A 20,188-nucleotide genomic window follows, 5' to 3' on the forward strand; every position below is an offset into this window, starting at 1 on the left:
GGTCTGACACTATGCTATGCGCGCTCGCGGGTGACGCGGTTGACGCCGGCGACTTTCCTGACGTTGCGGATCAGGGCGGCCAGATGCACCCTGTCTTTTACCTGGATCGTGAAGCGCAACTGGTGCAGTACGTGCTCGCGGTCCTCGTCCATGCCGACGAAGGTGATGTTGCCATCCGACTCGCCGATTTCGGCGGCGACCCTGGCCAAGATCCCCTTCTCATTGTTGATGATCAGGCGGATCCGGCTGTCGAAGCGGCGGTTGATCTCGGTGCCCCATTTCACGGCGATCCAGCGTTCCGGCTCTTTCTGTTTTGAGCGCTTGGCCACGGCGCAGTCGCCGGTGTGCACTTGCAAACCCTGGTCGCGCCGCAGTTGGCCGATGATATGGTCGCCCGGGATCGGCAGGCAGCACGGCGCCAACTGCACCGAGACGCCTTCGGTACCGTAAATGGTGACCGGGTCCAGCTCTTTCGGGCTGGTGTGCTCGACCGGCGCGCTGGCCGATTCGCCTCCCAGCAGGCCGAAGATGTGGCGCGCCACCAGCGCCGCCATGCGCTTGCCGATGCCGATGTCGGCGTACAGCTCCTCTTCCGACTTGGCCGACGATTCGTTCAGCAGGCGCTCCATGATCGGCGCGGTCAGCTCGGTCGAGACGCTGATCGACTTCAGCGCCTGGTCCAGCAACTGCTTGCCCAGGCCGATCGATTCCGGCAGGTTGATGGTGCGCAGGTGGTGGCGGATCGCCGAGCGCGCCTTGCCGGTGCGGACGAAAGAGAGCCAGGTTGGGCTCGGGCGCGAATTCTGGTTGGTGACGATTTCCACGATGTCGCCGTTGCGCAGTTCTGTGCGTAGTTGCGCCGGCTCGCCGTTGATGTTGACCGACACCGTATGGTCGCCAATCCCGGTGTGGATGGCGTAGGCGAAATCGATCGGCGTGGCGCCGCGCGGCAGGGCGATGATCTTGGACTTGGGCGTGAAGACGTAGACCGAATCCGGGAACAGGTCGACCTTGACGTGCTCCAGGAATTCGGCCGAGTCGCCGGTCTGCTGCTGGATGTCCAGCAGCGATTGCAGCCAGGCGTGCGTGCGCTGCTGCAGGTCCGACATGTTCGCTTCGCCGTTCTTGTACAGCCAGTGCGCCGCCACCCCCGATTCGGCGGTGCGGTGCATTTCCTGGGTGCGGATCTGGAACTCCACCGGGGTGCCGTAAGGGCCGATCAGGGTGGTGTGCAGCGACTGGTAGCCGTTCAGCTTACGGATCGCGATGTAGTCCTTGAACTTGCCCGGCATCGGCTTGTACAGCGAGTGCAGGGTGCCCAGCGCCACATAGCAGTTCGGGAAGCTGTCGACCACCACGCGGAAGCCGTATACGTCCAGCACCTGCGAGAACGACAGGTGCTTGGCGCGCATTTTCTTGTAGATGCCGTACAGCGTTTTTTCGCGGCCGTAGACTTCGGCCTCGATGCCGGCGGCAGCCAGGGTGTGGTTCACCGCGTCCAGGATCTTGGTCACAACCTCGCGCCGGTTGCCGCGCGCCGCTTTCACGGCCTTGTGCAGCACGTTGTAGCGGGTGGGGTAGAGGTGCGAGAAGGACAGGTCCTGCAGTTCGCGGTAGATATTGTTCAGGCCGAGGCGGTGCGCGATCGGCACATAGACTTCCATCGTCTCACGGGCGATGCGCGCCTTCTTGGCCGGCGCCATCACCTCCAGCGTGCGCATATTGTGCAGGCGGTCGGCCAGCTTGATCAGGATCACGCGCACGTCCGAGGCCATGGCCAGCAGCATCTTGCGGAAGTTCTCCGCCTGCGCTTCGATCTGGCTCTGGAACTCGATTTTTTCCAGCTTGGACAAGCCGTCCACCAGGTGCGCCACCTGGGCGCCGAAGCGCTCGATCAGCTCGTCCTTCTTGACGTCCTGGTCCTCCATCACGTCGTGCAGCAGCGCCGCCATGATGGCTTGCGCATCCAGCTTCCACTCGGTGCAGATCTCGGCCACCGCGATCGGGTGCGAGATGTACGGCTCGCCCGATTTGCGCACCTGGCCCAGGTGCATCTCGTCCGAGAAGCGGTAGGCTTCCTTGACCTTTTTCAGGTCGGCCTCGCCCATGTACTCGGCCAGCTTTTCGGTCAGGTGGGTGATGGTGGCGACGCCCGTGGTCACGGTCGGCGCGGCGAGGGGGGAAGAGGAAACGGCAGCTGCAGAAACGTCAACGCCCGGCTGTTGCTTAGCCGGGCGCCGTGCCCGCCGTGCGGGCTGTTCGCTGATGTGGGGATCGGCGGAAGTCAGGTTCATATCGGGAACTAGAAGGTTCCCAGCTTACATAGGGACCTTTTTCAGCATTTCCAGGCCTACTTTGCCTGCTGCGATTTCACGCAGTGCCACCACGGTTGGCTTGTCCTTGGCTTCGACCTTAGGGGTGTGGCCTTGCAGCAGCTGGCGCGCGCGGTAGGTAGCTGCCAGGGTCAGCTGGAAGCGGTTAGGAACATTCTTCAGGCAATCTTCAATAGTAATACGGGCCATGCTAAAACTCCTGGGTATAAGTCGGTGATTATTCTGCGTCGGCGTGGATGCCCAGTTCGGACATCAACTTGGCATTGCGGGCGGCTTGTTGCGCGAACCGGCAACGGGCCGATCGGACGATCGCGCTCAGCTCCGACAAGGCGACCGGAAACTCTTCATTGATAATAACATACTCGAACTCCGGCGCGTGGGCGATTTCCCCGCCGGCTGCCAGCAGGCGGCGGTTGATCACGTGCACCTCGTCCTGGCCGCGCTTATGCAGGCGCTCTTCCAGTGCCGCGAAGGAGGGCGGCAGGATGAAAATGCCGGCCGCCTGCGGGAACTGCTTCTTGACCTGGCGCGCGCCCTGCCAGTCGATTTCCAGCAGGATGTCGGTGCCAGCCTTCATTTGCTCTTCCACGAAGATGCGCGAGGTGCCGTAGTAATTGCCGTGCACTTCGGCCCACTCCAGGAATTCGCCTTGCGCGGCGCGCTGCTTGAAGTCCTCGGCGCTGGTGAAGAAGTACTCGCGGCCGTGTTCCTCGCCCGGGCGCGGCTGGCGCGTGGTGGTCGAAATCGACAGCTTGATCGCAGGTTCCTGGGCCAGCAGGGCATTCACCAGGGTCGATTTACCGGCGCCGGATGGAGCGGCGACCATAAACAGGCTGCCGGAAAAATGTTGGCTCATTTGCAATTCTCGAAAGCTAGGCTAGCGCCCAAAGAGTTATTTTACCAAGAGCAAGGGGTTTTGCAGCACTTGACAATAGACCGACCGGTCTATAGAGTCAAGCACATGACAGCGCATACCCTGACCACCCGCGAACGCCTGATCAACGCCATGATCACCACGCTGCAGCATCGCGGCCTGCATGGCGCCGGCCTGAGCGAGATTTTGGCCACGGCCAAGGCGCCCAAGGGCGTGATGTACCACCATTTCCCGGGCGGGAAGGACCAGCTGGCGGTGGCCGCCATCGAGGCCACCTTCAGCTTCCTGCTGCACAAGCTCGATACCTATATGGCGCGCGAGCCGGACGTGACCATCGCGCTGCAAGCGTGGATCCTGCGCGCCCTGCGCGGGCTGGACGACAGCGAGTTCGAGCTGGGCTGCCCGCTGGCGGCGGTGGCGCTGGAATCGACCGCCGGCGACGTCGAGATCCGCAGCGCCCTGCGCACCGGCTTCGCCGCCCTGCGCGCGCGCATGGCCGATGCGCTGGAGCAGGCCGGCCACGAACGCCGCCGCGCCGAAGGCATCGCCGCCCTGATCCTGGCCGCCTATGAAGGCGGCTTGCTGCAAGCCCGCGTCGCGGGCGATACCGCGCCCATGGTGCAGACCATGGACGCCCTGATGCCGATGCTGAAAGTGGAGAAGAAACCATGAGCGATTTGCCCAACGCCGCCTTGCTGCTGGCGGAAAAGCTGGAACTGCGCGCCGCCGACGGCTACCCGCTGGCCGCCATGTGCTACCGCGCCCGCGGCCCCGAAAAGGCGCGCCTGCTGATTGCCGGCGCCACCGGCGTGCCGCAAGGCTTCTACCGCCGCTTTGCCGAATTCGCGGCCGGGCAGGGCTACACCGTGCTGACCTTCGACTATCGCGGCGTGGGCGGCTCCGCGCCCAAAACGCTGCGCGGCTTCGAAGCCAGCTTCCTCGACTGGGCCCACCTCGACCTGCGCTCGGTGATCGAGTACTTCGCCCCCGCGGACAGCACGCCGCTGTACATGGTGGGCCACTCCTACGGCGGCCACGCCCTGGGCCTGCTGCCGAACCATGAAAAGATCGCCGGCGTCTACTTGTTCGGCGTCGGCGCCGGCTGGCACGGCTGGATGCCGCGCCTGGAGCGCCTGCGCGTGCTGGCCATGTGGCACCTGGTCGGCCCCATCGTCACGCGCTGGAAAGGCCGCCTGGCCTGGAGCAAGCTTGGCATGGGCGAGGACCTGCCACTCGGCGTGTACCACCAATGGAAGCACTGGTGCAGCTTCCCGCGCTATTTCCTGGACGACCCCGACGTGCCGGAGATCGCCGCCGGTTTCGCCACCGTGCGCACGCCGATCCTGGCGCTAAACGCCACCGACGACCTGTGGGCGCCGCCGGTATCGCGCGACGCCCTCATGTCCGGCTACCGCAACGCACCGTGGCACGGCGTGGACCTTGACCCGGCCGCCGCCGGCTTGGGCAAACTCGGTCATATGGGCTACTTCCGCCAGCACGCGCAGCCATTGTGGCAGGGCGCACTGGATTGGTTTGCCGGCGTAAAATGAGAATCGTTTGCATTTGACTTTGAATCTTTGCTAGCATCGGGGCTTTATCCCATCTTCGGAGAATGCCCCATGAAGCTGCTGCAAATCGCCACCCTGGTGACGGCCACCCTGGCCGCCGGCGCCGCCCAGGCCCAGGTACTGAACCTGTACTCGGCGCGTCATTACCAGACCGACCAGGCGCTGTACGACAACTTCACCAAGCAGACCGGCATCAAGATCAACCGCATTGAAGCAGGCGAGAACGAACTGCTGGAGCGCATCAAGAACGAAGGCGCCAACAGCCCGGCCGACGTGCTGCTGACGGTGGACGCGGCGCGCCTGGCCAAAGCCGATGAACTGAACCTGTTCGCGCAAGTGCAATCGCCCACGCTGAATGCGCGCGTGCCGGCCCATTTGCGCACCGCCGACTGGTACGCATTCTCCACCCGCGCCCGCGTCATCGTGCATAACAAGAGCGTCAACGGCGCCGATGTGCAGAACTACGAAGACCTGGCCAATCCGCGCCTGAAGGGCAAGGTCTGCGTGCGCTCCGGCGCCCACCCCTACAACCTGTCGCTGGGCGCGGCGCTGTATGAGCGCGGCGGCGAGCAGAAAGTTTTGAACTGGGCCAAAGGCCTGGTGGCCAACTTCGCGCGCGCGCCGAAAGGCGGCGACACCGACCAGATCAAGGCGGTAGCGGCCGGCGAATGCGGCGTGGCGCTGGCCAACTCCTACTACGTGGCGCGCCTGATGCGCTCCGATAAACCGGAAGACAAAAAGCTGATGGAATCGGTTAGCGTGGTATGGCCGAACCAGAAGGGCGCGGGTACCCACGTCAACATCTCCGGCGCGGGCGTGCTGAAGACGGCGCCGAACAAGGATGCCGCCATCAAGTTCCTGGAGTACCTGGCGTCCGACGCGGCCCAGGTCTATTTCGCCGACGGCAACAACGAGTGGCCGGTGGTGGCGGGCGTGAAGACCTCCAACCCGGCGCTGGCCAAATTGGGCAGCTTCAAGCAGGACGACATCAATGTCGGCAAGCTGGCCAAGCACCAGGCCGCGGTGCAGAAGATTTACGACCGCGCCGGTTGGCAGTAAGTACTACCCTGGCGGATCTGCCGCGACAGCATGATGAGCGGCAGCACCCCCACGGCCACAATGGCCAGGGCGGCGGTGGACGCTTCCGCCAGGCGTTCGTCCGCCGCCAGCGTGTAGGCCTGCGTGGCCAGCGTATCGAAGTTAAACGGCCGCATCACCAGCGTGGCCGGCAGCTCCTTCATCACATCGACAAACACCAGCAGTGCGGCCGTCAGCAGGCTGCCGCGCAGCAGGGGCAGGTGCACGCGGCGCAGCACGCCCAGTTGCGACTGGCCCAGCGAACGCGCCGCCTCGTCCATGTTCGGCGTGACCTTGCCCAGGCTGGCCTGCACCGTGCGCAGCGATACCGCCTGGAAGCGTACCAGGTAGGCGTACACCAGCGCCGCGATGCCGCCGGTGAGCAGCAGGCCCGGGTTGGCGCCGGTGGCGGCGCTGATGGCGTGCGCCAGCCGGTTATCCAGCCAGCCCAACGGCACCAGCACGCCGACCGCGATCACCGAACCGGGCACCGCATAGCCCAGGTTCACCGTGCCGTTGGCCAGGCGCAGCAGCGGGTGCGCCGACAAGCGGCCGGCATAGGCCAGCAGCACCGCCAGGAGCACCGCGCATGCGGCCGTCAGCGCCGCCAGCACAAAGCTGTTGCGTGCCAGCTCCACAAAGCGCGCGCCGAATTGCGCGTCGCCGCTGGTCAGCGCCATGTGCAGCAGCACGCCGCCCGGCAGCAGGAAGCCAAGCAGCAGCGGCAGCAGGCAAGCCAGGCTGGCGGCCCAGGCGCGCGCGCCCTGCAGGCGCTGCGCCACAGGCGCCGCGCGCCGCCCGGTATTGTGAAAGCGCGCCCGCCCGCGCGCCATGTACTCAAGCCACAGCACCAGCGCCACGAAGCCGAGCAGGGTAGCGGCCAGCTGCGAGGCCGCCACGCGGTCGCCCAGCGAAAACCAGGCGCGGTAAATGCCGGTGGTGAAGGTGTGGACCCCGAAATACGACACGGCGCCGTAATCGGCCAGCGTCTCCATCAAAGCCAGCGCGGCGCCGGCAGCGATAGCCGGGCGCGCCAGCGGTAGCGACACGCGCAGGAAATTGGACCACGGCCCCAGGCCCAGCGAACGGCCCGCCTCCAGCACGCCCGCAGCCCGCTCCAGGAACGCCGCCCGCGCCAGCAGGTAAACATACGGGTACAGCACGCAGACAAACATCAGCACCGCCCCGCCCACCGTGCGCACATCGGGGAACCAGTATTCGCCCGCTTGCCAGCCGGTGGCCGCGCGCAGCCAGCTTTGCACCGGACCGACGAACTGCAGCAGGTCGGTATAGGTGTACGCCATGACATAGGCCGGCACCGCCAGCGGCAGCACCAGCGCCCACTCGAACAGGCGGCGCCCGGGGAAATCATGCATCGTCACCAGCCACGCCGCGCCGGTGCCGACCAGCACCGTACCCAGCGCCACGCCCGCGCACAGCCGCAAGGTATTGCCGATATAGCCCGCCAACACCGTCTCGGCCAAATGGCTCCAGGTATCGCCGCCCTGGCCTGCCAGCAGGTGCACCGCCACGCTGGCGATCGGCACCGCCACCAGCGCGGCCACGGCAAGGGCCCACCAAAGGATGGACGGCTGCGCTTTCAGTGAATTGGGCAAGATGGCTCCAAGATGAAAATGGGAATTATAATTCCGTGCTATGCCTATCCTCGACTTGCAGCAAATCTCCTACGCGTTCGGCAGCCACACCGTGGTCGACCGCCTGTCGCTGCAGCTTGCAGCCGGCAGCATCGCCTGCCTGCTCGGCCCCTCCGGCTGCGGCAAAACCACGGTACTGCGCTGCATCGCCGGCTTTGAACACGTGGCGCAAGGCAGCATCGTGCTGGAAGGCGAAATCGTCGCGCGTCCCGGGCTGCACGTCGCGCCGGAATTGCGCCGGGTCGGCATGGTATTCCAGGACTACGCCCTGTTTCCCCACCTGACGGTGGCCGAGAACATCGGCTTCGGCCTGGCGCGCAGCGAACGCGCGGCACGCGTGGCCTCCCTGCTGCAGACGGTGGGGCTGGCGGGGCAGGGCAGCCGCTACCCGCACGAGCTGTCCGGCGGCCAGCAGCAGCGCGTCGCCCTGGCGCGCGCCCTGGCGCCGCGCCCACGCCTGCTGTTGCTCGATGAACCGTTCTCCAACCTCGATGTCGAACTGCGCGAAAGACTGGCGCAGGAAGTGCGCCAGATCCTGCGCGCCGAAGGCGTCAGCGCCATCCTGGTCACGCACGACCAGCACGAAGCCTTCGCCTTCGCCGACCTGGTCGGCGTGATGCACGAAGGCCGCATCCAGCAATGGGATGCCCCCTACAACCTGTACCACCGCCCCGCCAACCGCTTCGTCGCCGACTTCGTCGGACAAGGCGTATTCCTGCCGGGCGAAGTGCAGGCCGACGGCCGCATCAAGCTCGAGCTGGGCAGCCTGCCCGCGCAGGGCGAGCGCGGCACGCCGGGGCAGCAGATGCAAGTGCTGCTGCGGCCCGACGACGTGCTGCACGACGACGCCAGCACCCTGACGGCGGAAGTGGTCGCCAAAACCTTCCGCGGCGCCGAGTTCATGTACACGCTGCGCCTGGCCAGCGGCGCCCAGGTGCTGTCCCTGGTGCCCAGCCACCACAACCACGCGCTGGGCGAACGCATCGGCATCGTGCTGGGCGCCGAGCACGTGGTGGCATTCGCTGCCGGCGCTTAGCGGCCCGGGTCAGCGCTTCGCACCGAGCGCCCGCAGCAAGCCAAGCGCCGCCGCCGGCGCGCGCTCCTTGGCGCCGTTGATGAAGTAGACGAACACCTCGCGCCTGCCGCCGTCCGCCCACTGCTGCGCCTGCGCCGCCCACTGCTTGAGCGCCGGCTTGGTATACCCGCTTGCCACGCCGCTTTGCGCCGCCATCAGCCGCGCATAGACAAAGTCCCCCGTGAGCTCCGTGAAGTTGGGGAATTTCGGCGAATCCGTAAGCACGGTCGCCACCTTGTGCTTGCGCGCCAGCGCCAGGTACTCCGGGCACATGAAGCTCTCATGGCGCGCATCCAGCACATGCCGCAGCTTGCGCTTGCCCAGCTTCTTCGGCAGCAGCTTGAAGAACGCCGCCAAGTCATCCGGATCGAAACGCTTGGTCGCCGCCAGCTGCCACAGGATAGGCCCCAGCTTATCGCCCAGCTCCGACAGCCCGCTCTCCATGAAACGCGCGATCGACTCGCCCGCCTCACCCAGCACCTTGCGGTTGGTCGCATAGCGCGACGCCTTCACCGCAAACACGAAATTATCCGGCGTACGCTGCGCCCAGCCGGCAAAGTGCTCGGGCTTGGCGTTGCGGTAAAAGGTGCCGTTGATCTCGATGCTGGTCAACACGCTGCTCGCGTATTCCAGCGCGCGCTTGAGCGGCACCTCGGGAGGATAGAAAGTTTCGCGCCAGGGAGGAAAATCCCAGCCGCCGATGCCAACGCGGATAAGCATAGCGATTCCGTAGTAAAGTTGCGCACACACTTCATGGAGGATGCCAGAAATGCGCCTGACCCGCCTGTTCGTTTCCCTGCTTGCCGCTGGACTGATGGGCAGCGCCGCCGCCCAAACGCTGACCCCCGAAGAAGAGCGCATCGTCGCCAGCGTCAAAGCCAACTCCGGCAAAGCACTCGAACTGCTGGAAAAGTCGGTCAACATCAACAGCGGCACCATGAACCACGCCGGCGTGCGTGAAGTCGGCCAGCTTTTCCGCGCCGAGTTCGACAAGTTAGGCTTCAAGACGCAATGGATCGACATGCCAAGGGAGATGCAACGCGCCGGCCACCTGGTCGCCACGCGCGAAGGCAAGCAAGGCAAGCGCGTGCTGCTGATCGGCCACCTTGACACAGTATTTGAAGCCGATAGCCCGATGCAGAAATGGGAGCGCGTGGGCGACCGCGCGCGCGGCCAGGGCGTCAACGACATGAAGGGCGGCGACGTCATCATCATTGAAGCCCTGCGCGCCCTGCATGCCAGCGGCGCGCTGGAGAACACCAGCATCAGCGTCATCTTCACCGGCGACGAAGAAAACGCCGGCGAGCCCAAAGAAATCTCGCGGCGCGACATGGTGGAAATGGCCAAGCGCAGCGACGTCGCACTCGCATACGAAGCCACGATGCTGGACGCGCAAGGCAAGGCCACCGGCACGATAGGCCGCCGCTCCTCGACCTCCTGGCTGCTGGACGTGAAAGGCATGCAAGGCCACTCCTCCGGCATCTTCAGCAACAACGCCGGCTACGGCGCCGTGTACGAAGCCGCCCGCATTCTCGACGCTTTCCGCCAGCAGCTGCAAGAGCCGAATTTAACCTTCAACCCCGGCGTCATCGTAGGCGGCACCGAGATCGGCTACGACGACACGACAGCCAAAGGCAGCGCCTTCGGCAAAACCAACGTCATCGCCAACGCCACGCGCGTAACGGGCGACCTGCGCTTCCTGACCCCCGAGCAAGGTGAGCAAGCGCGCGCCCGCATGCGCGCCATCGTCGCCCAAAGCCTGCCAGGCACCAGTGCCGCGATCAAATTCCACGACGGTTACCCACCGATGGCCCCCACACCCGGCAACTTGAAAGTGCTCGAACTCTACTCCCAAGCCAGCGCCGACGCCGGGCTGGGCCCGATCGCCGCCTTAGCGCCCGGCCTGCGCGGCGCCGGCGACATCCAATTCGCGGCCCCCTATGTCGACAGCCTGGACGGCCTGGGCGCCATTGGTCGCGGCTCCCACGCCCCCGGCGAAGACCTCGACATCCGCTCCATCGAACAAGGCGCCATCCGCACCGCCATCCTTCTCCACCGCCTGACCCGCTAAAACCGGTGCCAGGTCTGTCATTCGGACACGCGGCGCACACCTTTGATTTTTCTCAAAGCATGCTAGAAAGCAAAACGGGGCGAATACGCTAAGCTAGCGATTCGCCCCGTTTTGATATTTGTCAAAGGAGTGGTCTGGGTGTCCGAATGACAGACCTGGCACCGGTTTTTGCCGCCGGTTTTGGCGCTGGTTTATTCCAGGTTTTGGACTTGCTCGCGCATCTGCTCGATCAGGAGCTTGAGCTCCATCGAGGCGTCGGCGAGCTCTTTGACGGAGGCTTTGGCGCCCAGGGTGTTGGCTTCGCGGTTGAGCTCTTGCATCATGAAGTCGAGGCGCTTGCCAACCTGGCCGCCTTTTTTCAGGATGTGGCGGGTCTCGCCCAGGTGGGCGGACAGGCGACCGAGCTCTTCAGCAACGTCAATGCGGATGCCGTACAGGATCACTTCCTGGCGGATGCGTTCCATCGCGTCCTGGCGCGACATGGCGGTATTCGACCCCTGGCAGGCCAGGCCGAGCGCTTCCTGCATGCGTTCGACGGCTTTTTGTTGGAATTGCGCAACTACTTGTGGAATCAGCGGGGTGATGCGTTTGACAATGCCTTCCATCGCTTCAATGCGCGACACCAGCATCGCTTCCAGGGCCGCGCCTTCGCGCTGGCGGCTGGTGACAAAGGCGCCCAGGGTCTTCGCCATCAGGGCGGAAACGTCGGCTTGCAGCGATTCCTGGCCGATCTGGGCTTCTTCCACCACCCCAGGCCAACGCAGTAGTTCGGCAACACTCATCTGTGCGGCGCCGGCGAAGTGCTTGCTGACTTCGCCCTGCAGGCGCGCCAGTTCGTTGAGCAGGGTGACGTTCAGGGCCTGGGTGCCGGCGGCGGCGGCTTTGCGGCCGAAACTCAGGCGCAGCTCCACCTTGCCGCGGGTGATGGTGCCCATGATGGCGGAGCGTAAATCGGGTTCGAGCGCGCGCAGGTCGTCGTTGATCCGGAACTGCAGGTCAAGGAAGCGTGAATTCACGCTCTTGATTTCGATAGTCAGTGTGCCCGCCGCGCTTTCGCTCGTGGCTACTGCGTAGCCAGTCATGCTGGAAATGCTCAAAGGATATCCCCGATTTTGTCTTTGTCTTTACAATATATTGCTTTGTCCCACACAATCCGGTTTAGTTGAAGCGAGGAAACTTATGGCAGCTCAGAACAACGCTCCATTACCGGATGGTCTGGAAATTGCTGGATACCGCATTGTAAAGAAAATTGCGTCAGGCGGGTTCAGTATTGTGTACCTGGCCTACGACGCCGAAGGTAATGCGGTAGCAATTAAAGAATATTTACCAAGCTCTCTTGCATTACGTCAAGAGGGCGAAATGGTGCCTGTGGTCACCAAAGCCAACCTTCCGGTCTTTAGGATCGGGCTGAAGTGCTTCTTTGAAGAGGGGCGTGCACTGGCAAAAATTTCACACCCGAATGTTGTAAGAGTGTTGAATTTCTTCCGGGCCAATGAAACCGTGTATATGGTCATGGCTTATGAATCGGGCCATTCGCTGCAGGATCATATCCAGCGCCAGCGCAGCAAGGGCCGCAATTGCAGCGAGGCTTTCGTGCGCCAGATTTTCACGCAGGTGCTGAAAGGCTTGCGCGAGGTGCATACCAATAAGCTGCTGCACCTGGATTTAAAACCGGCCAATATTTACTTGCGCACGGATGGCACGCCTATGCTGCTGGACTTCGGCGCGGCGCGCCAGACCGTTAATTCGGACAGCCCGAAGCTGATGCCGATGTATACCCCCGGCTTTGCGCCGCCTGAGCTCTACAGCAAGACCGAGGCGCTGGGCCCGTGGACCGATGTGTATTCGATCGGGGCGTCGATGTTCGCCTGCATGCTGGGCCAGCCGCCGCAGCCGGCCGACCAGCGCCGCAAGGAGGACAAGATGGAGCCGCACCTGCAAAAGCTGGACGGGCTGTATTCGCCGGAGCTGGTGAAGCTGGTACGATGGTCGCTGCAGATCGATCCGCTGGCGCGCCCGCAAAGCCTGTTCGAGCTGCAAAAGCTGTTGCAGCAGGCGCCGACGTCCAACGAGCCGCCGCCGCCGCCGGGGGCGCTGGAGAAACTGGGGAAACTGGCTGGCAAGCTGGGTTTTGGTCGTAAAAAAGACGCGGCCCCGCGCACGCAACATTAAGGAGGGCACGCCATGCAATTCGCCGTTTATCAGGAAACGCATATTGGCGGCCGTAAGGTCAACCAGGATCGGATGGGCTACAGCTTTACGCGCGATGCGCTGCTGCTGGTGCTGGCCGATGGCATGGGCGGCCATGCGCGCGGTGAAATCGCCGCCACCATCGCTACCAGCACGATTTCGAAGATGTTCCAGCAGCAGGCCACGCCCTACGTGAAGGGGACGGAGCGCTTCCTGGAGGAGGCTTTGCAGGCGGCGCATCATGAAATCCACAAGTACACCGCCGCGCACAATATGCCGGAGTCGCCGCGCACCACCGTCGTTGCCTGCCTGGTGCAGCACAATACGGCGGTGTGGGCGCATTGCGGCGATTCGCGCTTGTATTGGGTGCGCAATGGCCAGATCCATGGCCGCACGCGCGACCATTCGCATGTGGAGAATATGATCGAGAAGGGCTTGATCCCGCCTTCCGCGCGCAACACGCACCCGGACCGCAACAAGCTGTTCTCCTGCCTGGGCGCGGGCAGCGCGCCGCGTATCGAAATTTCCGGCCGCGCCAGCGTGCTGCCGGGCGATTCGCTGCTGTTGTGCTCGGACGGCCTGTGGTCGGTGGTGAGCGATGAGGAGCTGGTGCAGATGCTGACCACGCAGACCGTGGTGCGCGCGGTGCCGGATATGCTGGCGACCGCGCTGCGCCGCGCCGGCGAGCATAGCGATAACGTGACGGCGCTGGCCATTGTGTGGCAGGGCGCGCTGGTGTCGGATGGTACGCCGACCACGCATGCCGGTTCGACCATTATTTCGACCGAGGCTTTGCCGGAGGATGTGGTGAGCACCACCATCCACGGCGCCAAGACCGAGATCGATGTGTTCGACGATGACGAAATTGAAAAGGCGATCGCGGAAATCCGCGGCGCTATCGAGAAATCTTCCCAATTATTGAAATAGGATTCACATGACCACTGTCACCCGCCCAAGCGGACGCGCTGTCGATGCGCTGCGCACTATCCGCATCACGCGCGACTACACCAAGCATGCCGAGGGTTCGGTGCTGATCGAGTGCGGCGACACCAAGGTGATCTGCACCGCCAGCATTGAGGAGCGGGTACCCGGCTTCCTGAAGGGCAAAGGCCAGGGCTGGATGACGGCGGAATACGGCATGCTGCCGCGCTCGACCCATTCGCGCATGGACCGCGAGGCGGCCAAGGGCAAGCAAAGCGGCCGTACCCAGGAGATCCAGCGCCTGATCGGCCGTTCGCTGCGCGCGGCGTTCGACCTGGAGGCGTTTGGCGAGCGTACTTTGCAGCTGGACTGCGATGTGATCCAGGCCGACGGCGGCACCCGTACCGCGTCCATCACCGGCGCCATGGTGGCGGCGTATGATGCGTTCTCCAAGCTGAAGGCGCGCGGCGCCATCGAAACCATCCCGGTCAAGCATTTCGTGGCGGCGATTTCGGTTGGCGTCTACAAGGGTGTGCCGGTGCTGGACCTGGATTATGTGGAGGATTCGGACTGCGATACCGACATGAACGTGATCATGACCGACGCGGGCAGTTTCGTGGAAGTGCAGGGCACCGCCGAGGGCGCGGCCTTCGACCGCGTTGCCATGAACCGTTTGCTGGATCTGGCCGAGGGCGGCATCCGCGACCTGGTCAAACTGCAGAAGCAGGCGCTCGGCCTGTAGTGTTTCCCATGCGCTGCCGCAGGAAGTCCACAAAGGCGGCAGTCTTCAAAGGCAGGAATTCGCGCGCCGGGTAGACCGCGTAGGTGGCGGGGCCCGGCGGCAAGTCGATATCGGGCAGGATGCGCACCAGCTGGCCGCTGGCCAGTTCCTCGGCCATGATCGATTGCGGGCCTTTGATGATGCCGGCGCCGCCGACGGCGGCGGTCACCAGCGCGCCGCCGTCGTTCATCTGCAGCGGGCCGTCGACCCGTACCGTGCCCGCGTCGCCAAAATTCCATTCATCGTAGACCCGCGCGCCGACTGCGTACACCAGGCAGGCGTGCTGCTGCAATTCCTGCGGCGTGCGCGGCGTGCCGTGGCGCGCCAGGTAGGACGGCGCGGCGCAGATCGCGCTGGGGTTGTCGGCCAGCTTGCGCGCGACCAGGGTCGAGTCGACCAGGGCGGTGGTGCGGATGGCGACGTCGATCTGCTGCGCGATCAGGTCCACCATGGCGTCGTCCAGTTGCAGCGCGACTTTGACTTGCGGGTAGTGCGCGGTGAATTCGGCCAGCAGCGGCACCAGGGCGCGCCGCCCGGCCATGGCGCAGGAGACGCGCAGCAGGCCGCGCACCTGCTGCTGGTAGCTGTCGGCGAGGTGGGCGATCTTGTCCAGCGAGCGTTCGATCTGGCGTGCTTCTTCCAGCACCATTTGCCCGACTTCAGTCAGTGCGAGCTGGCGCGTGGAGCGCTGGATCAGGCGCGCGCCCAGGTCCTTCTCCAGCTGGGCGAGCTGGCGCGAGACGACGGATTTGCCGCAGCCCAGCTTGAGGGCGGCGGCGCTGATGCTGCCGGCCTGGATGATTGTGGCGAAAATGGCAAGGCGCTGCGGGTTCATTGTTCCTCCTTGGTCAACAATGTAATGCTGCCTCGTTGACTTATCAAGCACGCCTGCGCCCCGTACACTGCTGGCATTCAAACTTTTCTCACGACGCACCATGACCAGCAACCGCCAATTCCTTCTTGCCCGCCGCCCGGTAGGCGCTGTCCAGCGCAGTGATTTCGAGTTCGCCAGCACGCCATTGCGCGCGCTGGCGGAGGGTGAGGTGCTGATCCAGGTTTCGCATGTTTCGCTCGATCCGGCCATGCGCGGCTGGATGAACGCTTCGACCGAGTCCTACATGCCGCCGGTGGCGCTGGGCGAGGTGATGCGCGCTATTGCAGTGGGCCGTGTGGTGGAGTCGCGCAATCCGGGCTTTGCGGCCGGTGAGCATGTCAGCGGCCTGCTGGGCGTGCAGGAGTACGCGATCCATAACGGCGCGGGCCTGAACAAGGTGGATCCGGCGCTGGCGCCGCTGCCGCTGTTCCTGGGCGCGCTCGGCATGCCGGGCCTGACGGCGTATTTCGGCCTGCTCGACGTGGGCCAGCCGAAGGAGGGCGATACCGTGGTGGTGTCCGGCGCGGCAGGAGCGGTGGGCGCGCTGGTGGGACAGATCGCCAGGCTGAAGGGCGCGCGCGTGGTGGGCATCGCCGGCGGCGCGGACAAGGTGCGCTACCTGGTGGAGGAGCTGGGCTTTGACGCCGCCATCGACTACAAGAGCGCAGACGTGGCGGCGGCGCTGCGCCAGCATGCGCCGAAGGGTATCGATGTCTTCTTTGACAATGTTGGCGGGACGATCCTGGACGCGGCGCTGGCCAACCTGGCGCACGGTGCGCGGGTGGTGATCTGCGGTGCTATTTCGCAGTACAACAATACGCAGGCGGTGGCGGGGCCTTCCAACTACCTGCAGCTGCTGGTCAAGCGCGCCACCATGCGCGGGGTGATGGTGGCCGACTACTACCACCGCGCGCCGGAGGCGATCATGGCCATGGGCGCCTGGATCCAGGCCTGCAAGCTGAAAACCCGCGAGCATGTGGTGCAGGGCCTGGATAGCTTCCCGGAGACCTTTGCCAAGCTGTTCTCGGGCGCCAACCAGGGCAAGCTGGTGCTGCAAGTGGTTTAAAATGTCGGCTCATTCAATATGAGCCGACATTCATGACTCAACGTATCGTTCTCGCATCCAACAACAAGGGCAAGCTCAAGGAATTCAACGAGCTGCTCTCGACCATCGGCTTGTCCGCCCATCCGCAAGGTGAATTCGATGTGCCGGAGGCGGAAGAGCCGTTCCACACATTTGTCGAAAATGCACTGGCCAAGGCGCGCCATGCTTCGCGCCTGACCGGCTTGCCGGCGCTGGCCGACGATTCGGGCGTGTGCGTGAACGCGCTGGGCGGCGCGCCGGGCGTGTTCTCGGCGCGCTATGCGGGCGAGCCGAAGTCGGATGCGCGCAATAGCGAGAAGCTGATCGCAGACCTGGCGGCGCATGCCGACAAATCGGCCTACTATTACTGTGTGCTGGTGTATGTGCGCCATGCCGACGACCCGCAGCCGGTGATTGCCGACGGGCGCTGGAACGGCGAGATCCGTCCCGAGGCGCGCGGCGAGGGCGGCTTCGGCTACGACCCGTATTTCCTGGTGCCGTCGCTGGGCAAGCATGTCGCCGAGCTGGCGCCGGAAGAAAAAAACCGCCTGTCGCATCGCGGCCAGGCCTTGCGCGCACTGGTTGAGAAGCTGAAATGATCCCGATTAAGCCGGTCGGCATTGCCGTACCAAGCCGCACCATCGACAGCGCCGCCGGCGTCGCTGCTACCTACCTGCGCCCGGGCGCGCTGAACCTGCAGGCCTTGCCGCCGCTGTCGCTCTACATCCATTGGCCGTGGTGCGTGCGCAAGTGCCCGTATTGCGATTTCAATTCGCACGAGGCCAAGGGCGAGGTGCCCGAGCAGGAGTACCTGGACGCGCTGCGGCGCGACCTGGAAATGTCGCTGCCCCTGATCTGGGGCCGCAAGATTTACACCATCTTCATCGGCGGCGGCACGCCCAGCCTGATGTCGGCGGCCGCCATGGATCGCCTGATGTCGGACTTGCGCAGCCTGCTGCCGCTGGACGGCGCCTGCGAAATCACGATGGAGGCCAACCCTGGCACCTTCGAGGCCGAGAAATTCCGTTCCTACCGCGACAGCGGCGTCAACCGCCTGTCGATCGGCATCCAGAGCTTCAACGGCGAGCACCTGAAGGCGCTGGGCCGCATCCATGACGACGGCGAGGCCAAGCGCGCGGTGGAAATCGCGCTGGCGAATTTCGACAACTTCAACCTGGACCTGATGTACGCACTGCCGAACCAGTCGCTGCAGCAGGCGCGCCAGGATATCCAGACCGCGATCGATTTCAAGCCGCCGCACCTGTCGCTGTACCATCTGACGATGGAGCCGAACACGCTGTTCGCCAAGTATCCGCCGCAGCTGCCGGACGACGACTTGAGCGCGGACATGCAGGACATGATCGCCGAGATGACCACCTCCAACGGCTACGGCCATTACGAGGTGTCGGCCTACGCCCAGCCCGGCCACCAGGCGCGCCATAACCTGAACTACTGGCAGTTCGGCGACTACCTGGGCATCGGCGCGGGGGCGCACAGCAAGCTGTCCTTCCCGCACCGCGTGCTGCGCCAGGCGCGCTACAAGCAGCCCAAGTCGTATATGGACGCCGTGGCCGCCGGCAATCCGGTGCAGGAGGAGCGCGAGCTGCTGCGCGATGAGATGGGCTTCGAGTTCATGCTGAATACGCTGCGCCTGCAGGATGGTTTTGAGCCGAACCTGTTTGCAGAGCGTACCGGCGTGGCTTTGAACGCCATCGAGAAGCAGTTGAACGCGGCCGAGGCCAAGGGCCTGCTATACCGCGACCATATGCTGATCAAGCCGACCGAGCTGGGCCAGCGCTTCCTGAACGACCTGCAGCAAATGTTCCTCGGTGACGAGGCTTAAAACTCTTCCCACTCATCGTTCGATGCCGCCGGTGCGCGGCGCTCGGTCTTGCTGCGGCGTTCCGAGGCAGGCGCAGCGCTGCTGGCTTTGGCGCTAGCCTGGCGCGGTTTGGCGCGCGGCTCAGGCGCTGCCAGGCGTTGCGGCGGCGCGCTGCTGGCGTCGTCTATTGACGGCGGCGACACCTGGGCGCGCGGCTGGCCGCTCCAGCGCGCGACCGCTTCGGTGCCGAGGCGGAAGGAGGCGGCCACTTGCGCCAGTTGGGCGGCTTGCTCCTGCATGCTGGCCGCTGCGGCGGCGGCTTGCTCCACCAGCGCGGCGTTCTGCTGCGTCACCTGGTCCATCTGGCCGATGGCCTGGTTCACTTCATCGATGCCGACGCTTTGCTCGCGGCTGGCCGAGGTGATCTCGCCCATGATGTCGGTCACGCGCCGCACGCTGCTCACCACTTCGCCCATGGTGGTGCCGGCCTGCTGCACCAAGGTGGTGCCGGCGTTCACCTGCGCGACGGAATTGTCGATCAGCTCCTTGATTTCTTTGGCGGCGGCGGCCGAGCGCTGCGCCAGGTTGCGCACCTCGGAGGCGACCACCGCGAAACCACGCCCTTGCTCGCCGGCGCGCGCCGCTTCCACGGCGGCGTTCAGCGCCAGGATGTTGGTCTGGAAGGCGATGCCGTCGATGGTGCCGATAATGTCCACGATCTTGCGCGAGGAGGAGTCGATGGAGCCCATGGTTTCCACCACCTGGCCCACGATCTCGCCGCCGCGCGCGGCCACGTCGGAGGCCGCCAGGGCCAGTTGATTGGCCTGGTTGGCGTTGTCGGCGTTCTGCTTCACGGTGGAGGTCAGCTCCTCCATCGAGGACGCGGTTTCTTCCAGCGAACTGGCCTGCTGCTCGGTGCGCGAGGACAGGTCCAAGTTGCCGGAGGCGATTTCGCTGGAGGCGGTGGAGATGGCGCTGGTGCCGGTCTGCACCTGGCTCACCACGCGCCGCAACGCGTCGTTCATGCCGCGCAGGGCTTTCATCAGGTCGCCGATTTCGTCGCGCGCGGTCTGCTCTTCGAACTGGGTGGTCAGGTCGCCTTCGGCCACCGTGTTGGCGATGCCCAGGGCGGCGCTGAGCGGGCGCGTGATGCTGCGCGAGATCATCCAGGCGGCCCAGGCGCCAAAGGCCAGCAGCAGGGTGCTGAGGATGAGCAGCAGGCGCGAGCTGCGTTCATGGGCGGCGTTAATGCCGGCGGCGGTGTCGTCGATCGCCTTGCGCTGTTGCCCGAGCAGCTCTTTGACCTTCTCCTGGTAGGCTTTGGCCGCCGGGTCGAAGGACTCGCGGTAGAGACGCTCGCCCTCCGCCGCATCGCCCTCCTTATTCGCCTTCATGACGGCGTCTTTCGCCTCCTGGTATTTTTTGCGCAGGGCGATGGCGTCCTGATAGATCTTGCGCTCCGCCTCCGACTCGAGCAGTGCTTCGATGGACTTGAGCAGTTCGCCGCCGCGCTTGGTGCTGTCGGCGATGACGGTGGCAAACTTATTCGACAATTCGGCGTCGCTGCTGCGCGCGATCAGCTGTGTGCGCGCGATGGCGGAATAGATCAGCACATACCAGTCGGAGACGATGCGTTCCTTGGCCAATGGGCGGTCCATCATGGCGCGTGTGGCATTGGCGGTGTCGTTGGAGTGGTACAGGGCGTAGCCGGTGCCGAGGGCCGACAGCAGCAGGACAATGCCGAAACCCGCCGCCAGGCGGGAACCAATGCGCAGTTGCGTCAGGATTTGCATACAAGTCTCCCCGGGATTGGATGAGTAGTATGCGCCTGAATGGTGCAGCCTTGATGAATTGTTGCAAGGC

The 20,188-nt window shown here is 64.6% G+C and carries 19 protein-coding genes; 11 read left to right on the forward strand and 8 right to left on the reverse strand.

The window, feature by feature from the left end; genetic code table 11:
- Positions 1 to 14: 14 nt before the first annotated feature.
- The 3 genes from GTP41_RS07260 to gmk are packed head-to-tail and all read right to left on the reverse strand — an operon-like array spanning position 15 to position 3,189.
- On the reverse strand, positions 15 to 2,294 hold the full coding sequence (locus GTP41_RS07260) for a RelA/SpoT family protein (RefSeq protein WP_161024895.1): 2,280 nt from the start codon (positions 2,292 to 2,294) through the stop codon (positions 15 to 17).
- A 24-nt stretch (positions 2,295 to 2,318) separates the two neighbouring features.
- Positions 2,319 to 2,522, reverse strand: a complete 204-nt coding sequence (gene rpoZ, locus GTP41_RS07265) for a DNA-directed RNA polymerase subunit omega (protein WP_005665923.1) — start codon at positions 2,520 to 2,522, stop codon at positions 2,319 to 2,321.
- Between the two features lie 28 nt (positions 2,523 to 2,550).
- On the reverse strand, positions 2,551 to 3,189 hold the full coding sequence (gene gmk / locus GTP41_RS07270) for a guanylate kinase (RefSeq protein ID WP_161024896.1): 639 nt from the start codon (positions 3,187 to 3,189) through the stop codon (positions 2,551 to 2,553).
- 105 nt (positions 3,190 to 3,294) lie between these two features.
- Between gmk and GTP41_RS07275 the strand changes: the two genes are divergently transcribed.
- The 3 genes from GTP41_RS07275 to GTP41_RS07285 all read left to right on the forward strand — a co-directional run bounded on the left by GTP41_RS07275 (position 3,295) and on the right by GTP41_RS07285 (position 5,834).
- Positions 3,295 to 3,879: a TetR/AcrR family transcriptional regulator gene (locus GTP41_RS07275; RefSeq protein WP_229502774.1), complete on the forward strand. Its 585-nt coding sequence runs from the start codon at positions 3,295 to 3,297 to the stop codon at positions 3,877 to 3,879.
- Positions 3,876 to 4,757: an alpha/beta hydrolase family protein gene (locus GTP41_RS07280; RefSeq protein ID WP_161024897.1), complete on the forward strand. Its 882-nt coding sequence runs from the start codon at positions 3,876 to 3,878 to the stop codon at positions 4,755 to 4,757. The genes GTP41_RS07275 and GTP41_RS07280 overlap by 4 nt, the downstream gene beginning before the upstream one ends.
- 69 nt (positions 4,758 to 4,826) lie before the next feature.
- Entirely contained in the window at positions 4,827 to 5,834 is a 1,008-nt protein-coding gene (locus GTP41_RS07285; protein WP_161024898.1) for an extracellular solute-binding protein, read from the forward strand.
- Here GTP41_RS07285 and GTP41_RS07290 read toward each other — a convergent pair.
- Entirely contained in the window at positions 5,810 to 7,468 is a 1,659-nt protein-coding gene (locus GTP41_RS07290; protein WP_202419652.1) for an ABC transporter permease, read from the reverse strand. The genes GTP41_RS07285 and GTP41_RS07290 overlap by 25 nt on opposite strands.
- A gap of 40 nt (positions 7,469 to 7,508) precedes the next feature.
- Between GTP41_RS07290 and GTP41_RS07295 the strand changes: the two genes are divergently transcribed.
- A complete protein-coding gene (locus GTP41_RS07295; protein ID WP_161024899.1) occupies positions 7,509 to 8,543 on the forward strand; it encodes an ABC transporter ATP-binding protein in 1,035 nt (344 codons plus the stop codon).
- Between the two features lie 9 nt (positions 8,544 to 8,552).
- Here GTP41_RS07295 and GTP41_RS07300 read toward each other — a convergent pair whose 3' ends face one another.
- The gene (locus tag GTP41_RS07300) at positions 8,553 to 9,302 is read right to left on the reverse strand and encodes a DUF72 domain-containing protein (RefSeq protein WP_161024900.1); all 750 of its coding nucleotides are present in this window, start codon (positions 9,300 to 9,302) and stop codon (positions 8,553 to 8,555) included.
- Positions 9,303 to 9,351: 49 nt separating this feature from the next.
- Between GTP41_RS07300 and GTP41_RS07305 the strand changes: the two genes are divergently transcribed.
- Positions 9,352 to 10,653 carry a M20/M25/M40 family metallo-hydrolase gene (locus tag GTP41_RS07305; RefSeq protein WP_161024901.1) on the forward strand — a complete coding sequence of 434 codons (1,302 nt, stop codon included), beginning with the start codon at positions 9,352 to 9,354 and terminating at the stop codon, positions 10,651 to 10,653.
- A gap of 191 nt (positions 10,654 to 10,844) precedes the next feature.
- Here GTP41_RS07305 and GTP41_RS07310 read toward each other — a convergent pair whose 3' ends face one another.
- A complete protein-coding gene (locus tag GTP41_RS07310) occupies positions 10,845 to 11,735 on the reverse strand; it encodes a YicC/YloC family endoribonuclease (protein ID WP_161024902.1) in 891 nt (296 codons plus the stop codon).
- Positions 11,736 to 11,832: 97 nt separating this feature from the next.
- On the opposite strand from GTP41_RS07310, the gene GTP41_RS07315 reads away from it, so the two are divergent.
- From GTP41_RS07315 to rph, 3 genes are read left to right on the forward strand one after another with little or no spacing between them, the layout of a single operon-like run.
- Positions 11,833 to 12,825: a serine/threonine protein kinase gene (locus GTP41_RS07315; protein ID WP_161024903.1), complete on the forward strand. Its 993-nt coding sequence runs from the start codon at positions 11,833 to 11,835 to the stop codon at positions 12,823 to 12,825.
- Positions 12,826 to 12,837: 12 nt separating this feature from the next.
- Complete coding sequence (locus tag GTP41_RS07320) at positions 12,838 to 13,770, forward strand: PP2C family protein-serine/threonine phosphatase (protein WP_161024904.1); 933 nt, start codon at positions 12,838 to 12,840, stop codon at positions 13,768 to 13,770.
- Positions 13,771 to 13,777: 7 nt separating this feature from the next.
- Positions 13,778 to 14,506, forward strand: a complete 729-nt coding sequence (gene rph / locus GTP41_RS07325; RefSeq protein WP_161024905.1) for a ribonuclease PH — start codon at positions 13,778 to 13,780, stop codon at positions 14,504 to 14,506.
- Here the strand turns inward: rph and GTP41_RS07330 are convergent.
- Complete coding sequence (locus tag GTP41_RS07330) at positions 14,475 to 15,380, reverse strand: LysR family transcriptional regulator (protein ID WP_161024906.1); 906 nt, start codon at positions 15,378 to 15,380, stop codon at positions 14,475 to 14,477. The two genes, rph and GTP41_RS07330, sit on opposite strands and share 32 nt — an antisense overlap.
- Positions 15,381 to 15,480: 100 nt before the next feature.
- On the opposite strand from GTP41_RS07330, the gene GTP41_RS07335 reads away from it, so the two are divergent.
- From GTP41_RS07335 to hemW, 3 genes are read left to right on the forward strand one after another with little or no spacing between them, the layout of a single operon-like run.
- Positions 15,481 to 16,485, forward strand: a complete 1,005-nt coding sequence (locus GTP41_RS07335) for an NADP-dependent oxidoreductase (protein ID WP_161024907.1) — start codon at positions 15,481 to 15,483, stop codon at positions 16,483 to 16,485.
- Between the two features lie 32 nt (positions 16,486 to 16,517).
- Positions 16,518 to 17,102, forward strand: a complete 585-nt coding sequence (gene rdgB / locus GTP41_RS07340) for an RdgB/HAM1 family non-canonical purine NTP pyrophosphatase (protein WP_161024908.1) — start codon at positions 16,518 to 16,520, stop codon at positions 17,100 to 17,102.
- Entirely contained in the window at positions 17,099 to 18,346 is a 1,248-nt protein-coding gene (gene hemW / locus GTP41_RS07345; RefSeq protein WP_161024909.1) for a radical SAM family heme chaperone HemW, read from the forward strand. Before rdgB ends, hemW begins: the two co-directional genes overlap by 4 nt.
- Here hemW and GTP41_RS07350 read toward each other — a convergent pair.
- Positions 18,343 to 20,118 (reverse strand): methyl-accepting chemotaxis protein, encoded by a 1,776-nt coding sequence (locus tag GTP41_RS07350; protein ID WP_161024910.1) that lies wholly within the window; start codon positions 20,116 to 20,118, stop codon positions 18,343 to 18,345. The two genes, hemW and GTP41_RS07350, sit on opposite strands and share 4 nt — an antisense overlap.
- Between the last annotated feature and the right edge of the window lie 70 nt (positions 20,119 to 20,188).

Source organism: Pseudoduganella guangdongensis, assembly GCF_009857475.1.
Taxonomy (GTDB): domain Bacteria; phylum Pseudomonadota; class Gammaproteobacteria; order Burkholderiales; family Burkholderiaceae_D; genus Rugamonas; species Rugamonas guangdongensis.

What these genes read in the sequence shown, in the direction of transcription:
- GTP41_RS07305 (WP_161024901.1), top strand. Translation starts at nt 9,352, where the DNA reads ATGCGCCTGACCCGCCTGTTCGTTTCCCTGCTTGCCGCTGGACTGATG.
- gmk (WP_161024896.1), bottom strand. Translation starts at nt 3,189, where the DNA reads ATGAGCCAACATTTTTCCGGCAGCCTGTTTATGGTCGCCGCTCCATCC.
- GTP41_RS07310 (WP_161024902.1), bottom strand. Translation starts at nt 11,735, where the DNA reads ATGACTGGCTACGCAGTAGCCACGAGCGAAAGCGCGGCGGGCACACTG.
- GTP41_RS07275 (WP_229502774.1), top strand. Translation starts at nt 3,295, where the DNA reads ATGACAGCGCATACCCTGACCACCCGCGAACGCCTGATCAACGCCATG.
- GTP41_RS07350 (WP_161024910.1), bottom strand. Translation starts at nt 20,118, where the DNA reads ATGCAAATCCTGACGCAACTGCGCATTGGTTCCCGCCTGGCGGCGGGT.
- hemW (WP_161024909.1), top strand. Translation starts at nt 17,099, where the DNA reads ATGATCCCGATTAAGCCGGTCGGCATTGCCGTACCAAGCCGCACCATC.
- rpoZ (WP_005665923.1), bottom strand. Translation starts at nt 2,522, where the DNA reads ATGGCCCGTATTACTATTGAAGATTGCCTGAAGAATGTTCCTAACCGC.
- rdgB (WP_161024908.1), top strand. Translation starts at nt 16,518, where the DNA reads ATGACTCAACGTATCGTTCTCGCATCCAACAACAAGGGCAAGCTCAAG.
- GTP41_RS07260 (WP_161024895.1), bottom strand. Translation starts at nt 2,294, where the DNA reads ATGAACCTGACTTCCGCCGATCCCCACATCAGCGAACAGCCCGCACGG.
- GTP41_RS07335 (WP_161024907.1), top strand. Translation starts at nt 15,481, where the DNA reads ATGACCAGCAACCGCCAATTCCTTCTTGCCCGCCGCCCGGTAGGCGCT.
- GTP41_RS07330 (WP_161024906.1), bottom strand. Translation starts at nt 15,380, where the DNA reads ATGAACCCGCAGCGCCTTGCCATTTTCGCCACAATCATCCAGGCCGGC.
- GTP41_RS07280 (WP_161024897.1), top strand. Translation starts at nt 3,876, where the DNA reads ATGAGCGATTTGCCCAACGCCGCCTTGCTGCTGGCGGAAAAGCTGGAA.
- GTP41_RS07295 (WP_161024899.1), top strand. Translation starts at nt 7,509, where the DNA reads ATGCCTATCCTCGACTTGCAGCAAATCTCCTACGCGTTCGGCAGCCAC.
- GTP41_RS07320 (WP_161024904.1), top strand. Translation starts at nt 12,838, where the DNA reads ATGCAATTCGCCGTTTATCAGGAAACGCATATTGGCGGCCGTAAGGTC.
- rph (WP_161024905.1), top strand. Translation starts at nt 13,778, where the DNA reads ATGACCACTGTCACCCGCCCAAGCGGACGCGCTGTCGATGCGCTGCGC.
- GTP41_RS07300 (WP_161024900.1), bottom strand. Translation starts at nt 9,302, where the DNA reads ATGCTTATCCGCGTTGGCATCGGCGGCTGGGATTTTCCTCCCTGGCGC.
- GTP41_RS07315 (WP_161024903.1), top strand. Translation starts at nt 11,833, where the DNA reads ATGGCAGCTCAGAACAACGCTCCATTACCGGATGGTCTGGAAATTGCT.
- GTP41_RS07285 (WP_161024898.1), top strand. Translation starts at nt 4,827, where the DNA reads ATGAAGCTGCTGCAAATCGCCACCCTGGTGACGGCCACCCTGGCCGCC.